Origin of the sequence: Nostoc sp., assembly GCF_036917555.1 — a bacterium.
GTDB lineage: Bacteria > Cyanobacteriota > Cyanobacteriia > Cyanobacteriales > Nostocaceae > Nostoc.
The window spans coordinates 18,872-39,566 of the sequence record NZ_JBALDD010000077.1; the positions used below are offsets into that span (position 1 = coordinate 18,872).

The 20,695-nt window shown below is 41.3% G+C and carries 15 protein-coding genes; 12 read left to right on the forward strand and 3 right to left on the reverse strand.

Annotated elements, in window-relative coordinates; genetic code table 11:
• Nucleotides 1–26: 26 nt before the first annotated feature.
• Both uxaC and V7K60_RS29585 read right to left on the reverse strand, forming a co-directional pair.
• The gene (gene uxaC / locus V7K60_RS29580) at nt 27–1,448 is read right to left on the reverse strand and encodes a glucuronate isomerase (protein ID WP_334930978.1); all 1,422 of its coding nucleotides are present in this window, start codon (nt 1,446–1,448) and stop codon (nt 27–29) included.
• Between the two features lie 44 nt (nt 1,449–1,492).
• The gene (locus V7K60_RS29585) at nt 1,493–2,524 is read right to left on the reverse strand and encodes a LacI family DNA-binding transcriptional regulator (RefSeq protein ID WP_334930980.1); all 1,032 of its coding nucleotides are present in this window, start codon (nt 2,522–2,524) and stop codon (nt 1,493–1,495) included.
• A gap of 205 nt (nt 2,525–2,729) precedes the next feature.
• Here V7K60_RS29585 and V7K60_RS29590 point away from each other — a divergent pair, with 205 nt between their 5' ends.
• The 10 genes from V7K60_RS29590 to V7K60_RS29635 all read left to right on the forward strand — a co-directional run bounded on the left by V7K60_RS29590 (nt 2,730) and on the right by V7K60_RS29635 (nt 14,790).
• Complete coding sequence (locus V7K60_RS29590; protein WP_334930982.1) at nt 2,730–3,239, forward strand: gluconokinase; 510 nt, start codon at nt 2,730–2,732, stop codon at nt 3,237–3,239.
• 138 nt (nt 3,240–3,377) lie between these two features.
• Nucleotides 3,378–3,701: a DUF1815 family protein gene (locus V7K60_RS29595; RefSeq protein WP_334930983.1), complete on the forward strand. Its 324-nt coding sequence runs from the start codon at nt 3,378–3,380 to the stop codon at nt 3,699–3,701.
• A 323-nt stretch (nt 3,702–4,024) separates the two neighbouring features.
• Nucleotides 4,025–4,921: an inositol oxygenase family protein gene (locus tag V7K60_RS29600; RefSeq protein ID WP_334930984.1), complete on the forward strand. Its 897-nt coding sequence runs from the start codon at nt 4,025–4,027 to the stop codon at nt 4,919–4,921.
• 778 nt (nt 4,922–5,699) lie between these two features.
• Complete coding sequence (locus V7K60_RS29605) at nt 5,700–6,704, forward strand: ABC transporter substrate-binding protein (protein ID WP_334930986.1); 1,005 nt, start codon at nt 5,700–5,702, stop codon at nt 6,702–6,704.
• A gap of 124 nt (nt 6,705–6,828) precedes the next feature.
• Nucleotides 6,829–7,884, forward strand: a complete 1,056-nt coding sequence (locus V7K60_RS29610; protein WP_334930987.1) for an ABC transporter substrate-binding protein — start codon at nt 6,829–6,831, stop codon at nt 7,882–7,884.
• Between the two features lie 443 nt (nt 7,885–8,327).
• Nucleotides 8,328–9,887 carry a sugar ABC transporter ATP-binding protein gene (locus V7K60_RS29615; RefSeq protein WP_334930989.1) on the forward strand — a complete coding sequence of 520 codons (1,560 nt, stop codon included), beginning with the start codon at nt 8,328–8,330 and terminating at the stop codon, nt 9,885–9,887.
• Entirely contained in the window at nt 9,884–10,882 is a 999-nt protein-coding gene (locus V7K60_RS29620) for an ABC transporter permease subunit (RefSeq protein WP_334930992.1), read from the forward strand. Before V7K60_RS29615 ends, V7K60_RS29620 begins: the two co-directional genes overlap by 4 nt.
• 140 nt (nt 10,883–11,022) lie before the next feature.
• On the forward strand, nt 11,023–12,423 hold the full coding sequence (locus V7K60_RS29625; RefSeq protein ID WP_334930994.1) for a sugar porter family MFS transporter: 1,401 nt from the start codon (nt 11,023–11,025) through the stop codon (nt 12,421–12,423).
• Between the two features lie 430 nt (nt 12,424–12,853).
• A complete protein-coding gene (locus tag V7K60_RS29630) occupies nt 12,854–13,024 on the forward strand; it encodes a hypothetical protein (protein WP_334930996.1) in 171 nt (56 codons plus the stop codon).
• Between the two features lie 152 nt (nt 13,025–13,176).
• Nucleotides 13,177–14,790, forward strand: coding sequence for an iron uptake porin (locus V7K60_RS29635; RefSeq protein WP_334930998.1), 1,614 nt, complete (start codon nt 13,177–13,179; stop codon nt 14,788–14,790).
• A gap of 80 nt (nt 14,791–14,870) precedes the next feature.
• On the opposite strand, the gene V7K60_RS29640 is transcribed toward V7K60_RS29635, so the two are convergent.
• A complete protein-coding gene (locus V7K60_RS29640; RefSeq protein WP_334931000.1) occupies nt 14,871–18,353 on the reverse strand; it encodes a HEAT repeat domain-containing protein in 3,483 nt (1,160 codons plus the stop codon).
• 337 nt (nt 18,354–18,690) lie between these two features.
• Between V7K60_RS29640 and V7K60_RS29645 the strand changes: the two genes are divergently transcribed.
• Both V7K60_RS29645 and V7K60_RS29650 read left to right on the forward strand, forming a co-directional pair.
• Nucleotides 18,691–19,068 carry a transposase family protein gene (locus tag V7K60_RS29645; RefSeq protein ID WP_334931002.1) on the forward strand — a complete coding sequence of 126 codons (378 nt, stop codon included), beginning with the start codon at nt 18,691–18,693 and terminating at the stop codon, nt 19,066–19,068.
• A 366-nt stretch (nt 19,069–19,434) separates the two neighbouring features.
• Nucleotides 19,435–20,667, forward strand: a complete 1,233-nt coding sequence (locus tag V7K60_RS29650) for a DUF4336 domain-containing protein (RefSeq protein WP_334931004.1) — start codon at nt 19,435–19,437, stop codon at nt 20,665–20,667.
• The last annotated feature ends 28 nt before the right edge of the window (nt 20,668–20,695 follow it).

Consider the following 20,695-nt stretch of genomic DNA (forward strand, 5'->3'; position numbering starts at 1 on the left):
ATTTCCCCCCTCAACTCCCCACGATTTTACGCAAACTTATAAGCAACCTTAGCGAGGTCATAAGCCAAAGCACGAGCCATATCATATCCTTCCTCCTCCTCAACCAATCCCCGTGCGACCAATCCAGCCAACCAATTGCAAGCTACCCGCCGCCAGACATTATGACGAGCCGGAATCGAAACAAAAGCCCGTGTATCATCATTAAACCCGGCTGTATTATAAATTCCCGCAGTTTCCATTACCTGATTAAAATAACGCTCCATACCATTTACGCTGTCGTGAAACCACCAAGGCGGTCCGAGCAATACACTGGGATAATGACCAGCTAACGGAGCCATCTCGCGGCTATAAGTGCTTTCATCCATGCCAAAAATGATTAAATGGAAGCGGCGATCGTTACCATAAGCTGACAACAACGGGCGTAGATTTTGAGTCCATTCTATTTTTATGGGAATATCAGCACCTTTATCAGCTCCAAATTTCTCAAATAAAGCCGGATTATGGTTACGCATCACACCGCAATGCATTTGCATCACCAAGCCATCTTCTACACTCATCCGCGCCATTTCCATGAAGATATGACCGGTAAAATGTTCTACATCACCTGGATTCAGCTTAGCGGCTAATGCTCTGGCAAAGATAGCTTCAACTTCTTGGTCAGAAAGACGTGTGGTATAAGGTGTAGCTGCACCTTGATCGGTAGCTGTCGCACCCATTTTTTTAAAGAAAGCTCGACGTTCTTCGAGAGCTTGCACAAAATTGATGTAAGTGTTAATTTCTCTACCGATACTGCTTTCCAACTTGGTAAGATTTTCGCGCCAACCAGGAGCATCCAGGTTAACTACTGCATCTGGGCGAAAAGTTGGTCTAATTTGAGTAAAACCTTGTTCGTGGAGCGATCGCTGATTCTCTAGGTTATCACTGGCGGCATCGGTAGTACAAAGCACTTCAATGTTAAAGCGTTTGAATAAAGCACGAGGGGAAAACTCCGGTGAGGCTAACAAACCTTCCAGATAATCATAGATATGTCCAGCATTGCGAGAATTTAAAGGTTCATCCACCCCAAAGACGTTAGTTAGTTCCTCTTTCAACCACAACCCAGACGGAGTACCTTGGAATAGATAAAAATGGTCAGCGAACAACTGCCAGATTTTACAGTGGTCGGTTTCTCTTGGTGAACCATCATTAGTTGGTATGCCTAAAGCTTGCAGAGATACGCCCCGACTATAGAGCATCCGCAAAAGGTAGTGGTCAGGAATAATCAGTAATTCCGTTGGTGAACCAAAACGGGCTGCGGGATTAACTAACAAAGCTGGATCTACGTGTCCGTGTGGGCAAACTAGAGGTAACGCAGATATGCTATCAAAAAATTGATGGGCTAATCGTCTTTGAACCGGTTCTGGAGAAAAACAGCGATCGGCAGATAAACTCGGTTTTTTAGTTAACATAATTTTTGTTTGATTAAAATTCCTAACATAAATTGTTTTGAATTTTAAATTGTTAATAATGCTGCACTACTAGCACGCTGTACTAGAAAAGGAGATAAAACGCAGTTTTGCACAGTTTTTTCTTCTAATAAATCGAGTAACATTTGCATGGCTATGCCACCAATTTCTAACATTGGCTGGCTAACTGTAGTTAGTGGCGGCGTAACGTAACAACCCAAAGCAATACCATCAAATCCAACAAGGCTGAGATTTCGCGGTACTAAAATACCTAATTCTTGGCAAGCTAACAAAGTGCCAATTGCTACCATATCGTTGTAACAAAAGATGCCTGTAACTTCCGCAGTCAAGAGTTTAGATAGCATATTTTGCCCAGTGTTCACATCGCTGGTTCTGCTATCATATTCGTCACTAATTGAAACCCAATCAATATTTTGTGGAATTCCAGCTTCCGCAAGGGCCATTTGATATCCTTCTAGGCGCTGCTGGTTCGATCTGCTGCGATCGCCTACACCCAGATAACCAATAGCGGTGTGTCCTAGACTAATTAGATGCTCTGTCGCTAATTTAGCACCTAAGCGATCGTCTATTGCTACTGAGTGAAATATTTCCGATTGATCTTCAGTCTGACTATTAATCAAAACTGTTGGTACAGCAATTTGTGTGAGTTGTTTAGTATGCTGTTTACTAATTCGTGAGTCGGCTATTAATATCCCGTCCACTCTCCGGCGATGAAAGGTATCAATAGCTGCCATTTCCTGCTCAAAATCTCGGTGTGAAGCACTCAATAAAACACTCAAACCTGCTGGTTTGGCTATCTTCTCGATTCCCTCTACCACCTCTGCAAAAAAGGGATCAGAAATTGAAGTTACTACTACACCAATGGTATTAGTACGTTTGTTTTGCAAGCTTTGAGCAATAGCATTCGGCACATAGCTCATCTCTTGCGCCAGTCGCTTAATTTCTTCTCGCACTTTTGGGCTAATGAGAGCGTTATCTCGCAAAGCGCGTGAAACTGTAGAATGAGAAACGCCTGCTCTGCGAGCAATATCTTCAATTGAAATTCTTCGTTTATTCATTATTTTATCTTAGCTTTTAAATATTGCACACGTGTGCAATCATATGTATTATAGAAAACAATTGTGATTTGTCAAGAGATTTTAATACAACTCACATTTTACATGGAAAGGAGTTACAAGTCCTGACTTTTACCTCCCTCCATGATTACAACTACAAGTTACGAATTCCGAATTCCGAATTAGTTGAACTTTTATTAATAAAAAAATGATTATCCTCGTAATGGGTGTATCTGGTTCTGGGAAAACTACCATCGGAAAACTGCTAGCAGACTCCTTAGAATGGGAATTTAGCGACGCTGATACTTTCCACTCGCCAGAGAATATTGAGAAAATGCGGCGCGGTATCCCTCTGAGTGAAGATGACAGGATGCCTTGGTTACAAGATTTGCAAACAGCTATTAAACACTGGCTACAAGAAAATAAAAATGTGGTGCTGGCGTGTTCGGCTTTAAAAAATAGCTATCGGCAATTTTTATTATTAGATAGCGATGGCTGCGCCAACGCCAAGGGCGAACGCATCAAGCTAGTTTACCTCAAAGGGTCTTATGAGTTGATTCAAATGCGCTTGCAAGAGCGTAGCAATCATTACATGAGCGAAAAACTGCTCGATAGCCAGTTTTATACACTTGAAGAACCAGTAGATACTCTATGTATGGATATTGCACAGCCACCCCAGATAATTGTCCAAAACATTAGAACTGCTCTGGAAATTTAGCTGATTGATGACAACCGTAATATTAAGATTAATCACGTATCTACAAAAACACGAACTTTTGGCAACTAAATCACATCAGATGTTGAGTCTAAAGAAATATCAAAGCAAGCAGATAACTGTAATGGTAGGAGAAAACTAGTGTTTATAAGATTAGCGCAACAGCATCAGCAATTCATCCAAGACTTGGTAATGAACCTGCAAGCCTTGACAATTATACTTGAGCGGCGTGGCTATACTGCGTCTTGTTATACATGCGGCGAGCAAATGAAGAGTGCTTCATTTATGGTTAGCCTGAAAGAAAAGCACCTGATTCGGTTTTTAGTGTCTGATTACGGAATTACTTGGATGGAATTGTGGGACGATCGCGAATTAATGAAGTTGGAGGGTGCAGAAGCGATAAACCAGCTACAAGAGTTGGCTAATCTTGTTAAGTATTCCACGACTGTACAATTGACAAATTGATACTAGGCTGGTTGAGTCAGACATAAAAATTCATAATTATAGTTTTGCACACGTGTGCAATAAAAAGATTAGCTTATATTTAGTAAATTCATCCACAAATGTGCAAGAAACAAAAGCACCATTTTTATACTGAACCAAACAGATCGGATAAAACACTTGGTGAAGTAGAGCGTATATAGCTATGCAAAGACGAAATTAAACTTAACACACATATTTGCACACGTGTGCAAATATAAATAAGTCGAATACAGCTTTTGCACACCTGTGCATAATAGAGTGCAAAATTACCATTTAACAAATACAATATCGACAAGTAGAAAGAGATGTCTCAAACTCTAAATAATGCCATTCTTCAGGTTCAAAACAATCCCTTACATTCACTAGAAGAATGGGAAGAAGACTTACTTAATCGCTATCCCGATCCAGATAGCATAGTTAAAGAAGGTAAAACCACCGAAGAGTACAGGAATTATGAAACGACTATTAGAGATACGGTCAAAGAGTTTTATTGGTTAAATCATATTAATCAAACATATAATTTTGTACTTCAAAAAGAAAAAGAATTTTTGAAGTTTGATAAAAAAGAAATGTCTGTTTGGGATGCGGTCGAATTTTTGAATCAATTAGTCGATGAATCCGATCCTGATACAGATATGGATCAGTTACATCATCTATTGCAAACATCAGAAGCTATTCGCGCCGATGGTCATCCTGACTGGATGGTACTTACTGGCTTCTTTCACGATATGGGGAAAGTGCTTTGTCTGTTTGGTGAACCTCAATGGGCTACTGTAGGGGATACTTATCCTGTAGGTTGTGCATTTTCTGATAAAATTGTTTTCTCAGAATTCTTCAAAGAAAATCCTGATTATAATAACCCCGATTACAACACTAAATATGGCATTTATGAGCCTAGCTGTGGATTGAGTAATGTACATATCTCATGGGGGCATGATGAATATTTTTATCAGATGATGAAAAACTATTTGCCCGAACCTGCATTGTATATGCTTCGCTATCACTCATTTTATCCTCAACATCGTGACAATGTGTATGAGTATTTGATGGATAAACATGATAAAGAAATGTTTAAATGGGTAAGTTTATTCAATCCCTACGATTTGTATTCAAAAAACCCTATTCCTCCTGATTGGCAGAAATTAAAACCATACTATGAAGATTTGGTGGCTAAATATTTACCTGCAATATTAAAGTTTTAAACTGCTTGAGAAATAATTCAAAATCTTCTATTTATAAGGGGATAAACTAAAACCAAGATATTGGTATACAAACTTTATTTATCCCTAATCAGGCTTAAAAATATTATCTTTTTACTTTTGTATTGCCTGAAATTGATTGAGTAATAATAACAAATAAATACGCTTGGCAAGCTGATTAGAGTTTATTTATCAAATCTAACCAAAGGATATTTACATTGGTCAAAATCTAGCTTTTGTAAGCAAATAGTTCTCTACTATAACAGTATCTTTTCTGAAGGAGATTGATTGAAAAATGTTAAAAACTTTAATATTGACCCTAATATTGAATAGGCTAATTTATGCAAATCCTTTGAAAAGAAGACCTTGGGTTTTATCGAGAGATATAAAACCTTTTGCATTTGTAAAGTTCAATAAACAAAATTAATTTTTGCACTGGAGCCAGATAAAATGAAGAAAGTCAAAACAAATAAAGATTTACAAGTTTAATAAAACTAATTTTTGGAAGTTTCACTTAAAAGCTGTTTTCAAGCTACGCACTACGAAATAATTCCACCAAAAAATGTAATTATTTGAAGTAATGTCATGTTCGTGATTTTGCTTTAAAAATAAACCATTTAGTTTAGTGAAACTAATCGCAATCACTCCAATTATGTCAAATCACAAGACCTTTGGAGTTTAAATTCCAAAAGCTAGTGCGATCGCTAGGTTAGGTCTAAGTTTTTCAGACCTAGTTTAGATTGTGATGACATCGATCAAATTTCAATCTGTTGTTATAAATATGAAGAGAATTTCGCTCATAGTTGGCATATTAGGTTTCGCGGTTGTTGGTTGCACAAATGGCGTTAAAAATGACAACACTGTTACTAATGCTACTACTAACAAAGCTACTAATATAAGTGCAGAGAGTCTTAGTACTCCAAATAAAAAATTGCAGACAATCGGCGTAGCTTTGGGTGACTTAGGCAATCCCTTCTACAATGCAGTGCAGAAGGGAACTGAGACAGAAGCTGAGAAAATCGGGGGTAATATTAGAGTTAATGCGGTTTCTAGTGCCTTTGACCTAAACCAACAAAGCAACCAAATCGAAAATTTTACGGCTGCGAATACTGACTTAATTATCCTTAGCGCTGTTGATAAAAAAGGAGTAAAACCAGTTATTGACCAAGCAAGGCTTGCAGGTAGGGTTGTTATTGCATTAGATTCAGCCGTTGATGCAGATGTGGATGCGATGATTAGTTCCAACAATACCCAAGCTGGTGAGATTGCTTGCCAATATATTGCCGATCGCCTCAAAGGTCAAGGTAGTGTAGTCATTCTCAACGGTACTCCGATGGACTCAATCAATCAGCGAGTCAGTGGCTGTGAGAAGTCATTGTCCAAATATCCTAATATTAAACTCATCTCTAAAGAGCAAAACGCCGAAGGCACAAGGGATGGAGGACTAAGAGTCATGAGCGATTTGCTGACAACCTTTCCCAAAATTGATGCCGTTTTTGCTACGAACGATCAAAGCGGTGTTGGTGCAGATTTAGCCGCTAGACAAGCAAGACGCAATGAATTTTTTATTGTTGGGGTTGATGGATCGCCAGATGCAACCAAAGCAATGGAAGACAAAGATGGTGTATTTGCTGCAACTGCTGCTCAAAATCCCGCAGGGATGGCTCAAAAAGCGGTTCAGATTGGCAACGATATCATCCAGGGTAAAAAACCTGAGTCATCTGAGATTCTAATTCCAGTCAAGTTGGTTACTAGAGAGAATCTTAGCAGCTACAAAGGCTGGTAATTTGTAATTCGTAATTACAACATACGGATAAAGACTTGATACAGGAGGGTTAGAATATTTACTCTGTTTTTTAAATACATTGGTTTCAAATTTGATGTAAGTAAGAATGACTTGTAGGAGATATATGAATGTGAAAAAGATTGCGTTCACCTCTGGTGTTACGCGAAGCGTAATCGCAGCTAGCTTACTAGGTATTATCAGTAGCAGTCTTATAGGCTGTACAAATGGTTCTTCTGATGACAATACCGCTACTAACACTGATATTAAACCTGCTACCAATATTAGTGCAGAAACTAAAACCGCCACTGGGAATACAAAGTTGCGATCGGTTGCCTTCACTGTTGGCGATCTAAGTAACCCTTTCTTCGTCGTTATGGGACAAGCAGTTGAGGCAGAAGCAAAGAGAATTGGCGGAAAAGATGTCAATGTTATTATAGCTTCCAGTGCTTATGACCTTAACCAACAAGCCAATCAAATTGAAAATTTTACTGCTGCGAATACTGATATCATTGTTTTGAATGCTGCTGATAAAAGTGGAATTAAGCCAATAGTTGAAAAAGCCAAACTTGCAGGTAGAATTGTCATTGCCGTAGACACAGGTGCTGAGGGAGGTGTGGATGCCACCATCACTACTAATAATATCCAAGCTGGAGAAGTTAGTTGCAAATATATTGCTGACCGCCTTAAAGGGAAAGGCAATGTAGTAATAGTTAATGGCCCGCCAGTGGATTCGGTGATTCAGCGAGTTAGTGGCTGCGAGAGTGTATTGTCTAAATATCCCGATATCAAAATCCTCTCTAAAAACCAGAATGCAGATGGTAGTCGGGATGGAGGACTCAGAGTTATGACTGATTTGCTCACAACCTTTCCGAAAATTGATGCTGTTTTTGCCATTAACGATCCGAGTGGAGTCGGCGCAGAACTCGCAGCTAACCAAGCACAACGTAAAGATTTCTTTATTGTCGGGGTTGATGGTGCGCCAGAAGCAATAACTGCGATCGCAGCTAAAGATGGTTTATATGCTGCAACTGCTACTCAAAATCCGCGAGGGATGGCTGAAAAAGCCGTTCAAGTTGGCAATGACATTTTAAATGGGAAAAAACCTAGCAGTCCCACCATTTTGATTCCAGTTAAGTTGATCACAAAAGATAACGTCAGCACAGAAAAAGGCTGGGAGTAATAAAAATTGTCAATTTGCAGTTGAAAATTATGTTTTTTGATATAAATCCTTTGGTGCTTTTGTAAAGTTTTTGCACATACCTAAAATGTCCAGCGGTTTTCACTTAAATTAATACCAAAGCTCATCTCTATTTTCTGGTTTTTCTTTAATAGAAAGATAAGTTTATAAAGAGGTTAGAAACCCGCTGCACCCTATCTATAACCACTATATATGTGCATCAGGGGAAAGTCTGATTGTCTATTTATAGCACTCAAATTTTCCCAACAACCTCCATGAAGTAACGTTAACAACAAAGTATGAAAATGTCTCTTCCCCACTCACCATTCCGTACTTTCAAACTAGTAGTCAGCTTTTAAAACATGATTTTGCAAGCAATAAAATATGAGTTTATTAATTTCTAATTTAGAATCGCAAATTTTAAATAGTTTTTACAGGTTTTGCTCATGACAACAAATATTGAAACCTTACTTTCTGATGCACCAACTAACACCCCAGTGTTAGAAATGCAAGAAATTACAAAACGATTTCATGGTGTATCTGCACTCCAAAATGTTAATCTCACAATTTATCCGGGAGAAGTTCACGCCCTCATGGGTGAAAATGGAGCAGGCAAAAGCACATTGATGAAAATCCTGGCAGGGGCTTACATTGCCGATGAAGGAGAAATTCGCATCAATGGTCAACCGCTGAAAATTACCGATCCGGCGACAGCACGCAAGGCGGGTATTAATCTCATTTATCAAGAACTGAATGTTGCACCGAATTTAACCGTTACCGAAAATATGTTTATGGGTAGCGAGTTGCGGCGAGGTCAGTTTTTAGACCGCAAAGCGATGCAACTGGAAGCAGAGGAAGTGCTGGAAAGCCTTGGAGCCAATTTTACCGCGCAGACTATAGTTGGTACCTTATCGATCGCAGAACAGCAGCAAGTGGAAATTGCCAGGGCGCTGAAGGATAAAAGCCGCGTTTTGGTGATGGATGAACCAACAGCAGCATTGTCTGACCGCGAGAGTGACCATTTATTTGAGGTAATTCGCAAACTGCGGCGTGATGGGATTGCGATTATTTACATCAGCCATCGCATGGAAGAAATCTATGCTCTAGCTGACCGGATTAGCGTACTGCGCGATGGTCAATATATTGGTAGTTTGACACGCAGTGAAATTTCTCCCCAGCGATTGGTGCAGATGATGGTCGGTCGCTCCATGCAAGACTTTTACGAACATCAACGGCAAATGAATCCGGGCCCCGTCGTGCTGTCAGTCAGAAATATGAGCGACGCCCGCAAGAAGATTGAGCCAGCAGCTAGTTTTGAACTTCATGCTGGAGAAATTTTCGGTTTAGCAGGGTTGGTAGGTGCAGGACGCACAGAACTATCCCGGCTGATTTTTGGTGCAGACCGTAAGGCCAGTGGTGAAGTCTTCTTGAATGGCAAAAAACTGGAAATTAACACTCCCAGTGATGCCATTGCTGCCGGAATTGGGTACGTCCCGGAAGACCGGAAAGACCAAGGTTTATTTCTGGAGATGAGTTCCCGCAAGAATATTGCTATCAACACACTCAAGCAGGATGCTAAAGCTGGAATTGTTAACTGGGGTTCAGTGAATCGGCTGTCAACAGAGGCGGTGGAAAACTTTAATATCCGCCTAGCCAATTTGGAAATTAGAGCATTGGATCTTTCTGGTGGTAATCAGCAGAAACTACTGCTAGCACGTTGGTTAGCCATTAAGCCCAAAGTACTGATGTTAGATGAGCCGACACGCGGCGTAGATATCGGTGCTAAAAGCGAAATTTACCGAATTATGAGCGAATTAGTAGCACAAGGTGTTGCTATTTTAATGGTTTCCAGCGAACTATCGGAGATTGTCGGCATGAGCGATCGCGTCTTGGTGATGCGAGAAGGGCAGCTGGTAGGCGAACTGGATGGCAGTCTTGGCAAAGAAATCACCCAAGAAAAGATTATGCACTATGCAACTGGAGCATCGGAGGTATTAGCATCATGAGTCAGACAGTCAGACCGCCTATCAATAAATCAGCCAACAATCCCGTATCCAGCAACCGGAAATCAATCAGCACTCTGTTGGAAGTTGCGGGTATTCTGCCAATCTTAGTAATTATCTGCATCTTATTTGCATTCCTTTCTCCCAACTTCCTTACAGGCGGTAACATCGTTAATATCTTGCGTCAGGCATCAATCAATATTGTGCTGGCGACAGGAATGACCTTCGTAATTCTCACCGGAGGTATTGACCTTTCTGTTGGGTCAATCTTAGCTGTTTCTGCCGTAGTTGCCCTGCTGGTATCGCTACTGCCAGCTTTAAGTTGGGCGGCTGTACCTGCTGCCTTGCTAGCAGGATTACTTTTAGGCTTACTCAACGGTGCCCTGATCACCTTTTTGGATGTACCACCTTTTATTGTGACGCTAGGTTCACTTACAGCCTTGCGGGGTGTTGCCTTCTTGATTGCCAAAGGAACAACGGTGATTAACCGGGACATAAATTTTGCTTGGGTGGGTAATACATATATTGGCCCCTTTCCTTGGTTAGTGATCATTGCGCTACTGACAGTGATAGTTAGCTGGTTTGTGCTACGCCAAACTGTTTTAGGAGTGCAGATATATGCTGTCGGTGGTAACGAGCGGGCAGCCAGATTAACTGGGATTAAAGTTAATCGTGTCTTGCTATTCGTCTATGGTATTAGCGGATTACTGGCAGGCTTAGGAGGAATCATGAGCGCCAGCCGTCTTTATAGTGCCAGTGGCGTATTAGGTCAGGGTTATGAATTAGATGCGATCGCAGCTGTTATTCTAGGTGGAACCAGCTTTACAGGCGGTATTGGTACCATAGGCGGCACACTTCTAGGTGCATTAATCATTGCTATTCTCAACAACGGTTTAACTCTGTTGAACCTATCTTACTTCTGGCAACTAGTCGTCAAAGGACTAGTAATTATTTTGGCAGTAATGATCGATCGGTTACGCAGACGTTCCAGACGATAAAGAATTAATTTCTTTGGGAATTGGGCATTGAGAATAGAGGATGAGTCTTGGAACTCCGTTAATGAGTCTTTGGTTTCTACTCTCCTGCCCCCCACTTCTCACTCCCCAATTCCCAATCCCCAATCCCCAATATATAAACTATGTCTTCCACTACTGTTCGTCGTAAATCCAACACGTTTTATGTCATTTTGATTGCTGGTGCCGCTGCTCTCGGCGGGTTTTTATTCGGTTTTGACACTGCTGTAATCAACGGCGCGGTTTTATCTCTAGCAAAAGCTTTTAATACCAATAGTTTGGTGACAGGGCTAGCAGTGTCCCTAGCGTTACTGGGGTCTGCGGTAGGAGCCTTCTTTGCCGGACAGATTGCAGACCGTTATGGTCGAGTCAACGCAATGGTGGTCGCTTCGGCGTTGTTTACTATCAGCGCCATTGGCTCAGGGTTTGCCTTCACTATCTGGGATTTTATCTTTTGGCGATTATTGGGTGGGATTGGCATCGGCGTTGCTAGCGTTATCGCGCCGGCTTACATTGCCGAATGTTCTCCCACCCATTTGCGGGGAAGGTTAGGATCTCTGCAACAATTAGCGATCGTAGTAGGAATTTTCGTCGCCTTATTGAGCGACTACTTTATCGCTGTGTCAGCAGGTTCAGCAGACTCGCCGTTTTTGTTTGGGGTTGCAGCTTGGCGCTGGATGTTTTGGACAGCAGTCCCGCCAGCAGTATTCTACGGGATGGTAGCTTTAACAATTCCTGAATCTCCCCGTTATTTGGTTGCTAAAGGACGAGAACCAGAAGCTGCTAACGTTCTGACCAAAATTTTAGGGGGTGACGTACTGCCAAAAATTGAAGAAATTCGGCAGACAGTGCTTCGTGAACGCCAACCCAGCTTTTCTGACCTCTTAAGCAGAAGTGGCGGACTCCTGCCAATTGTTTGGATAGGAATAGGCTTATCTGTATTACAGCAATTTGTTGGTATTAATGTAATCTTCTACTACAGCAGCGTTTTGTGGCGTGCTGTCGGGTTTTCCGAAAAAGATTCCCTATCAATCACGGTGATTACAGGAGCCGTCAACATTATTACAACACTGATTGCGATCGCCTTCGTAGATAAATTTGGTCGCAAGCCCTTACTCATACTAGGGTCAATCGGCATGACCTTGACCTTGGGGACGATGGCTTATCTTTTTGGCAATGCTCCCCTCGATGCTGCTGGGAACCCCAATCTTACCGGAAGTGCCGGGACTATAGCTCTGATTGCAGCCAACCTCTATGTATTTTGCTTCGGTTTCTCCTGGGGGCCAGTGGTTTGGGTGCTGTTGGGAGAAATGTTTAATAACAAAATTCGAGCCGCCGCACTTTCGATTGCTGCTGCGATGCAATGGGTTGCCAATTTCGTAATTTCCACAACATTTCCTCCTATATTGCAATATTTCGGTCTGGGTTCTGCCTATGGACTCTATACAATTGCGGCGGCTACCTCATTCTTTTTCATTCTCTTTTTTATTAAAGAAACCAAAGGAATTGAGTTAGAAGATATGTAATTGGCATCCATCTAGTACCACTGTGCGTAATTCATAATTCGTATCTCTGTGTCCTCTGCGTCTGGAGCGGTTGTTAAAAAAAGACTTTGACAAATAGTTTTAGCCTTATACCGATTACCAGCTTTGTTGAATATAACAAGGGGCTTAAGCCCCTTGTCTCACCAAGCGTGATTTTATGGAGTTTTATAAACAATTGGCTTGGGATTAGATGGGGTTGAGAGCAACAGATAAATTCCAACCTTCTGCCTCCTGCCTTATTCACAACTGATGACTGCAAAGTAATTGAAAAGTATGCAGTAGTGTGTTGAGAAATACAGCATTTTACTAATTATTATTAGGAGTCTGTATTCCTATCTGTGATGCTACATCATAGAAAAAATATTAGACAACAACTAAATATAAACTTTCGCTTCAGTAAATCAGTAAAAAGATGGAAACTATCAATACGGCTCTTTGTTCTTCTGGTTTATCCGGCATGGTATTTCATGCGCCGTTTATTGATTTACATCCCGGATTTAAATTAGAGCCAATTACTGTTAATGCCGAAGACGGAATTAATCTAATGCGGATTATAGAAGCGGCTATTAAAAGCAGCAATTAGCAAAACGTTATAGCGTTGGTTGAAGTAACCTAAAACCAACGCTCAAAATATGTAACTTTAATCCTGATTAACTCCTAATCTGGAAGCTTTGCTTCGAGTCTAATCTCTTTAGTTACAAAGTCACAATTAAACCATTTTCAAGTAATAAGACAATGATTAAAAATTTTTTTCATAGCTTTTTTCTTCTATTTTTGGCAATTCCAGCAGTTTGGGCAGCACCTCCAGAAGATGATTCTAATGCAGTAGATGCTAATCGGAATTTGCAGGGACAAGTAAATTCTGTTTCCCAGTTTTCTGATGTACAACCAACTGATTGGGCATTTGGTGCATTGCAATCGCTGGTGGAACGCTACGGCTGTATTGCAGGTTATCCCAATTCCACCTATCGCGGGAACCGTGCCTTAACCCGTTATGAGTTTGCCGCAGGTTTAAATGCTTGTTTGGATCGGATTAATGAGTTAATTGCCACAGCTACTAGCGATTTAGTTAATAAGCAAGATTTGGCAGTGCTGCAAAAGTTGCAGTCAGATTTTGCCGCAGAACTGACAACTCTGCGCGGACGAGTAGATACCTTAGAGGCACATACAGCAACATTAGAGGCGCAGCAGTTTTCCACTACCACTAGGTTGAATGCTCAAATTATCACCGCCGTTAGCGATACCTTTGGTGATAGAGTAGGTGGCGAAGATGATGAATCCAATCTCTACTTTGCAAATCGGGGTCGTCTCAACTTTGAGAGCAGTTTCACTGGCAAAGATTTATTGCGAGTCCGGCTAGAATTTGGTAACTTTGCGAATTCCAATGGTGTCAGCCAAATTGCCGCAGCCACAGGCACAGGGATGACACGCCTGAACTTCGATTATGACAGCAACGATATACTTTTTGTCCCCCACATCCGTTATTACTTCCCAGTCAGTGATTCCCTTAACTTCGTTGTTGGGCCTACAGGCATTGGTTACACCGACATTTCCACCACCGTCACTCCCCCCACAATTGCTGATGACGGCAATGGAGTTCCTTCACTATTTGGATCATACAGTCCTTTATTCCGGCGAGGTGGCGGCGGTGCAGCCGCTAACTGGAACATTACCAAAGACTTGGTTCTCACCTTGGGCTATTTAGCAAGCAGTCCTAATGTGCCATCGGGGAGCAACAGCTTGTTTGATGGCGGCTACAATGCCTTAGCGCACTTAGCCTATTATGGTAAGCAAGGAGCGATCGGTGTTGCCTACTCTCATGGCTATAGCCCTGCTGGAGCAACCGATCTCGCCGCTGGGACGGGTAGCGTTCTGTCAAACGCTCCCTTTGGTAACAACATTGCTACTTCTAACGATATTGTCGGCACACAGGGATACTATCGCTTCTCCCCGAATTTCCAAGTCCACGCTTGGGGTGGATATATTTGGGCAAATGCCGAGAATTCTGGTTTGAGTGATATTTCCAATGGTAGGGGTGGAACAGATTCTCTATTTGTGAACAATGGTGACAATGCCAATGCCTGGTTTGGGGCGATTGGTATGTCGTTTCCTGATGTGGGTGGTAGAGGTAATCTGCCGGGAATTCTCTTTGGTATACCACCGCATGTCTCCAACAGTAATGTCCGTCAAGACCGAGACAACGCTTACCATATCGAAGCATTTTATCGTTACCGCCTGAATGACAACATCTCAGTGACTCCTGGTTTTTGGGTGATTCTCAACCCAGAAAACGACAACAGAAATGATACGCAGTATGTGGGTGTGCTTCGCACAACCTTCGATTTTTAACTGAATATCAATGGTTTGCTTGACCAACAAAGTGCTGAGTATTCAGCACTCTTTAAAAACTTCCAGTGAAAAAACAAAAATTATTCTTCTGTTACTACCAAATTCCACAGCGCATCAATTCCATTTCCTACATATTCTGAATCCTGGTGTTGTGAAATCCATTTGGCGACAGTAGCAGTAACATTGCTGGAGTTTTTGCCCAACTTGCCCAATGCTTCAGCAGCAGAGTTAGGCACAATCTGACTCTCATCTTTGAGTAAACTCAGCAGTGCTTCAACTACCTGTGGCGAAGCGTTGCCCAACTCGCCCAATGCAACAGCAGCATAGTTACGCACATTCTGACTCTCATCTTTGAGTAAACCCAGCAGTGCTTCAACTACCTGTGGCGAGGCGTTGCTTAAGTTGCCCAATGCAGAAGCAGCAGAGTCACGCACATTCTGACTCTCATCTTTGAGTAAACCCAGCAGTGCTTCAACTACCTGTGGCGAGGCGTTGCCCAACTTGCCCAATGCAAAAGCAGCAGAGTTACGCACACTCTCATCTTTGAGTAAACCCAGCAATGCTTCAACTACCTGTGGCGAGGCGCTGCCCAACTTGCCCAATGCATTAGCAGCAGAGTTACGCACATTCTGACTCTCATCTTTGAGTAAACCCAGCAATGCTTCAACTACCTGTGGCGAGGCGTTACCCAAGTTGCCCAATGCAAAAGCAGCAGAGTTACGCACACTCTCATCTTTGAATAAACCCAGCAATGCTTCAACTACCTGTGGCGAGGCGTTGCCCAACTTGCCCAATGCATTAGCAGCAGAGTTACGCACATTCTGACTCTCATCTTTGAATAAACCCAGCAGTGCTTCAACTACCTGTGGCGAGGCGTTACCCAACTTGCCCAATGCAAAAGCAGCAGAGTCACGCACATTCTCACTCTCATCTTTGAGTAAACCCAGCAGTGCTTCAACTAACTGTGGCGAGGCGTTGCCCAAGTTGCCCAATACAAAAGCAGCACAGAAACGCATACTCTTACTCTCATCTTTAAGTAAACCCAGCAGTGCTTCAACTACCTGTGGCGAGGCGTTGCCCAAGTTGCCCAATACTAAAGCAGTACAGAGACGCACATTCTGACTCTCATCTTTGAGTAAACCCAGCAGTGCTTCAACTACCTGTGGCGAGGCGTTGCCCAAGTTGCCCAATGCAAAAGCAGCACAGAAACGCAAATTCTCACTCTTATCTTTGAGTAAACCCAGCAGTGCTTCAACTACCTGTGGCGAGGCGTTGCCCAACTTGCCCAATGCATTAGCAGCAGAGTCACGCACATTCTCACTCTCATCTTTGAGTAAACCCAGCAGTTCTGTTAATACTTCCTCTTGTTCACCTAAAGCTGCCCGATATTCTCGCAGTCGCCCTTTACCTATCAAACCTGCTGATGCTTTTAACCGTTCTAGTGCTTGAGCTTGAAACCGGGTTTCATTTAAATTGCAAAGAATTTGAAAAACCTGTGATTGAACTTTCTCACCTACTCGCTGAGAATTGCTAACTTCAAGCTCAACTAATTTCTGCAAAATATCTGTAATCAATTTGCCATTAGATAATTTTAAATCTTCAGCTAAACAAGTACCTGCAAAGAAAAGATTGCGGTGCAGCCATTCTTCATAAGGAGTCTCTTGTTGCAGAATTGCTTCAATAATTTTTTTCGAGTTATTTTGATTTTGTTGAGCTATTAACAGCAACAACACCTCTCGCCAGTGGGAATTGTATAGATAATCTTGAATGTGATTTAGTACTTCGTTAAAGTCTCCTGATTGGCGATCGCGTATTTCTTCACCTGCCAAATATTCCTGAAATGTCTTATGCACAAAGGCATATCTATCTTGACCTTGTTCGTTTAATAAACCACAGCGTTCTGTAATATGGTCAACTAAGCGTTCTGCTTCGGCTTTAGCTTGATGACTTTTAACTTGATAATTAAATTCACAAATATATTGGCTTAATTGCGTAATTAACTCATCTCTATCAATCAGCGTACCACCTTCTTTATCGCTAGTTTCCCCTTGAGAATGAATCCAGTAAGCAAGGCGTTGCATCAATATTTTAATATCGTCCAATTTAATATAATTCAGCTTCCAAGACTCAATGCCCTTGTTGACATCCCAGTTAATCAATAGCGTATCAACTGCCTGTTCATAGAGTTTATATCGCTGTCTAGGCAAATGTGCGTCATAGCGATGAATCAAGGCAATAATTGTGAGTAGTAAAGGATTGCGTGCTAAGAATTTGATGCGTTTTTGTGCTGCTAATGCTTTTTTTAAGCTTTCTTGACGGTGTTGTGCTTCTTCCGGGTTGTTTGGTAGTCTGCTGTTATACCATTGCTGAATAAATAAATTAATTTGACTATTATCAAATTTTTTTAGCTGATAATGAGGGAATTCATCTGTACCAAAAAACTCTCGACTATAACCTGCTGGACGCGAAGTTATAATTGCCCGATTTTGAGAATATTGTCCGAGAAAGCTGTGAATTATCTTTACGAATTCATGGCGATCGCTTGGTTTAGCGATTTCATCTAAGCCATCAAGTAAAATTAACGCTCTCCCATCTTCTAACCAATGTTCAAAGAAACCTTTGGGCAATTCTTTAACATGAATACTATTGGCAAAATTGCGTACATATTCTAAAAGATTCTTCGTTGAAACTTTGCCTAAGTCTCTAATTCTAATCAAAATTGGCAGTAACTCTAAGTCTGCTGATAAACCGAGTTTTTCAGTCTGCTGTTCAGCCAGCATCACAGCAAAGTAACTCATTAAAGTTGTTTTACCAATTCCTGGTTCTCCTAACACAACAAATTTATTGCGTATACTTTCTTTCAGCAGTTCTTGGGCTGAGAATTTCTTGCCACTACTTTGTTGTCCCCAAAGTAAATTTTGCTGACGTTGCTGGTTTGCTGTCTCTTCTAAAGCCAAATCTAGATTTAATTTTAAAACTGTGCTTTCTCTAACTTCCACCTGCTCAACTACATTAGGCATTACAAAAATTTGCGGTAGTTTAGCAAATTTTTCTTCTTCTTTTGTTTTTACCTTTATCCCGACAAATTCAACACCATCAAAATAGCGTGACAGTTGTTTGAGATAATCTGATTTAGCAATTTGAAACTTTAAATATGTATTGGTGTGTTCAAAATAAGCATCTACAAACTTTTTCAGCCAATATTCAATACTCTCATTGCGAAATTCTAAGTTTAGTTTTTCTGATTTAATTTTGTGGAATATTTGAATTAAAACTTCTAAATTAGGGCTTGTTTTCTCTGTAAAAGGCTTCTGTAATTCTTCTTGAACTCCTGTATCTTTGAAAAACCTCTCTAAAAGTTCTCTCGCATTCTTTGGCGTACAATGAAAAAATAAATGCTTATCAGAATCTTGATTAGAATCCCACTCTTCGGCGGATTGTACACCTGCTTTCAAAGCTTTTTCTAAATCTGTAGGATTTAATGCACTATTGATTTTCTTAACAATTTCTGGAAATACTGCTTTTCCTACTGAGCCAGCAATAGTTAATAACTCTGCACTCATATTGCTTAGGATATATAGTTTATATACATACTACACGCTTATTAGCTTTGTCAGTTGTTGTGCGAATTTTACAACCGATTCAGGGACGGGGTAATCCTGATTTACCTGCAACTGTTGCTTTTTTGCATGAGCAACAGCAATTAAACTATCCTACTATTCTAAAAATCCCTAATTCTTCTTGTAAAATGTGCCTGAAAACTTTGATTTTTCGTTTTTAGTGCTCACTCAGCTTAAAAGGTTGTTTGAAAAGTAGTTGGCTGTAATTTTAATCATATTATTATCCCCCTTAATCCTCCCTTTCCAAGGCAGGGCTGTTTCATTCCCTAAAAGATGTAAAATGACAAGCGTCGAGGGGATGAAAACAATGGGTGCAAATCTGATTGAACAACTACGGCAAGTAAAAGATTTTCGAGTCCAAGATGGGCAAAGACATCAATTGTGGATGGTATTGCTGTTTGTGATTATGGGAACAATGAGCGCCTACGTAGGATATCGTGCATGGGGAGACTTTCTAAAACGCCATCGTCGTGTATTGATTGATAAATTCAGAATTGAAAAACATGGCGTGCCATCAACCTCGACAATCCGTCAGATACTAATAGGAGTAGACTTTGATATTCTTGCCAAAATATTTAATCAGTGGGCGCAAAACTACGTTCATGTGGATACATCTGAGTGGTTTGGAATTGATGGTAGCCTTTTTAAGGGGGGCTAGGGAGGATCAGTTAGTGCCTAAAATCACAGCCAACCACTTTTCCAAAAACCTCTTAAGAATTTTGTCAACAGTATAGGCGATAAATTTGAGGAAGTTAGTATTACACCTTTACAACACCTATTATTAGTTTCGTTAAAAGCTAGGTTATACCATTTGCAAAAAAACCTACAGATTCAAAGTTGAAAATTCAGATGAAATCTAACCCGTTTTAATTACGAAATACTAATTATGTGGCTTGCTTCTTGCCTTTGGCGAGTATTACGAATTACAAATTGGTATTATTATCTCAACAATTTGCTAAACTCCAACTTCATGGAGAGCAAATAAAAACAATTTGAGTATTGGGAATTTGGAGGGGGTTGCAGAGTGGCTGATGATGAACGCATAGTCAATATACAACAGATTTATCCAAAGGATTTTTCCTGGGGATTATGGCCTGTTGTGCCACTCTACCCCTACGGTAGGCGGCAGACAATTCGTCAAGAAGTGCTTAAGGAGACAATCTGGAATTTTGACCAGATTCAGGGCATTTTCTACGTTGTCGTACCGATTCGCATGACTGTTGTGAAGTTGGAAAGCGGGGGTCTTCTCGTCTATGCGCCTGTTGCACCAACCCCAGAGTGCATCAGACTTGTGAATGAGTTGGTGGCAGAATATGGCAACATTAAGTACATCATCCTGCCAACTATCTCTGGTATAGAACACAAGGTCTTCGTTGGCCCCTTCGCCAGATATTTTCCGACTGCACAGGTGTTTGTGGCTCCCCATCAGTGGAGTTTCCCGCTAAATCTCCCTCTTAGCTGGCTTGGTTTACCCCCAGAACGAACTCAAGTACTTCCAGAAGATAGCAGCAAAACACCCTTTGCTGACGAGTTTGATTATGCAATGCTTGGCCCCATCGGTCTTGGCCCTGGTAGGTTTGCGGAAGTTGCTTTTTTCCACAAGCGATCGCATACTCTTTTAGTCACAGATTCTGTACTTTCGATCCCAAAAGATCCACCTGCGATCATTCTCTTAGATCCATATCCTTTACTATTTCATGCCAAGGATCATGCTTCTGATATTGTTGCAGATATTCAGGTAAATCGCCGTAAGGGTTGGCAGCGCATCTGTCTGTTTGCTTTGTACTTTCAACCAAGGGCATTAGATATACGCCGATGGAGTCAGGTGTTACAAGATTCCTTGAAAGCCCCAGAACGCTCAAGGAAAGCTTATTTTGGATTGTATCCTTTTAAATGGCAGTCAGATTGGCAGCGATCGTTTGATGCCCTGCGAGGTGATGGGCGTTTGTTTGTCGCACCAATTTTACAGACGCTGATTCTCAATCGCGCACCACAAGAAACCATTGACTGGGCTGATAAAGTTGCAAGTTGGGACTTTGAGTGGATTATTTCTTGTCACTTTGATTCACCCATTAAAGCTAAACCACATCAGTTTCGCCAAGCTTTTTCTTTTTTGGAAAAGCAGCCTGCTGTCAGTGGGGGTTTGTTCAGCAGTAGCAGCGATCCTTTACCAGAGGAGGATTTTAAAACACTTAGGGAAATCGATGCAGGTTTAAATAAGTTTGGCATTGTGCCAGCAGCCAAGGAGAAAGTGTAGGAAAACGGCTTGGAAACTCCAACAACTA

Coding starts and splice junctions, on each gene's coding strand:
- V7K60_RS29630 (WP_334930996.1), top strand. CDS start 12,854: ATGGAAACTATCAATACGGCTCTTTGTTCTTCTGGTTTATCCGGCATG.
- V7K60_RS29640 (WP_334931000.1), bottom strand. CDS start 18,353: ATGAGTGCAGAGTTATTAACTATTGCTGGCTCAGTAGGAAAAGCAGTA.
- V7K60_RS29635 (WP_334930998.1), top strand. CDS start 13,177: ATGATTAAAAATTTTTTTCATAGCTTTTTTCTTCTATTTTTGGCAATT.
- V7K60_RS29600 (WP_334930984.1), top strand. CDS start 4,025: ATGTCTCAAACTCTAAATAATGCCATTCTTCAGGTTCAAAACAATCCC.
- V7K60_RS29615 (WP_334930989.1), top strand. CDS start 8,328: ATGACAACAAATATTGAAACCTTACTTTCTGATGCACCAACTAACACC.
- uxaC (WP_334930978.1), bottom strand. CDS start 1,448: ATGTTAACTAAAAAACCGAGTTTATCTGCCGATCGCTGTTTTTCTCCA.
- V7K60_RS29605 (WP_334930986.1), top strand. CDS start 5,700: ATGAAGAGAATTTCGCTCATAGTTGGCATATTAGGTTTCGCGGTTGTT.
- V7K60_RS29585 (WP_334930980.1), bottom strand. CDS start 2,524: ATGAATAAACGAAGAATTTCAATTGAAGATATTGCTCGCAGAGCAGGC.
- V7K60_RS29590 (WP_334930982.1), top strand. CDS start 2,730: ATGATTATCCTCGTAATGGGTGTATCTGGTTCTGGGAAAACTACCATC.
- V7K60_RS29645 (WP_334931002.1), top strand. CDS start 18,691: ATGACAAGCGTCGAGGGGATGAAAACAATGGGTGCAAATCTGATTGAA.
- V7K60_RS29610 (WP_334930987.1), top strand. CDS start 6,829: ATGAATGTGAAAAAGATTGCGTTCACCTCTGGTGTTACGCGAAGCGTA.
- V7K60_RS29620 (WP_334930992.1), top strand. CDS start 9,884: ATGAGTCAGACAGTCAGACCGCCTATCAATAAATCAGCCAACAATCCC.
- V7K60_RS29625 (WP_334930994.1), top strand. CDS start 11,023: ATGTCTTCCACTACTGTTCGTCGTAAATCCAACACGTTTTATGTCATT.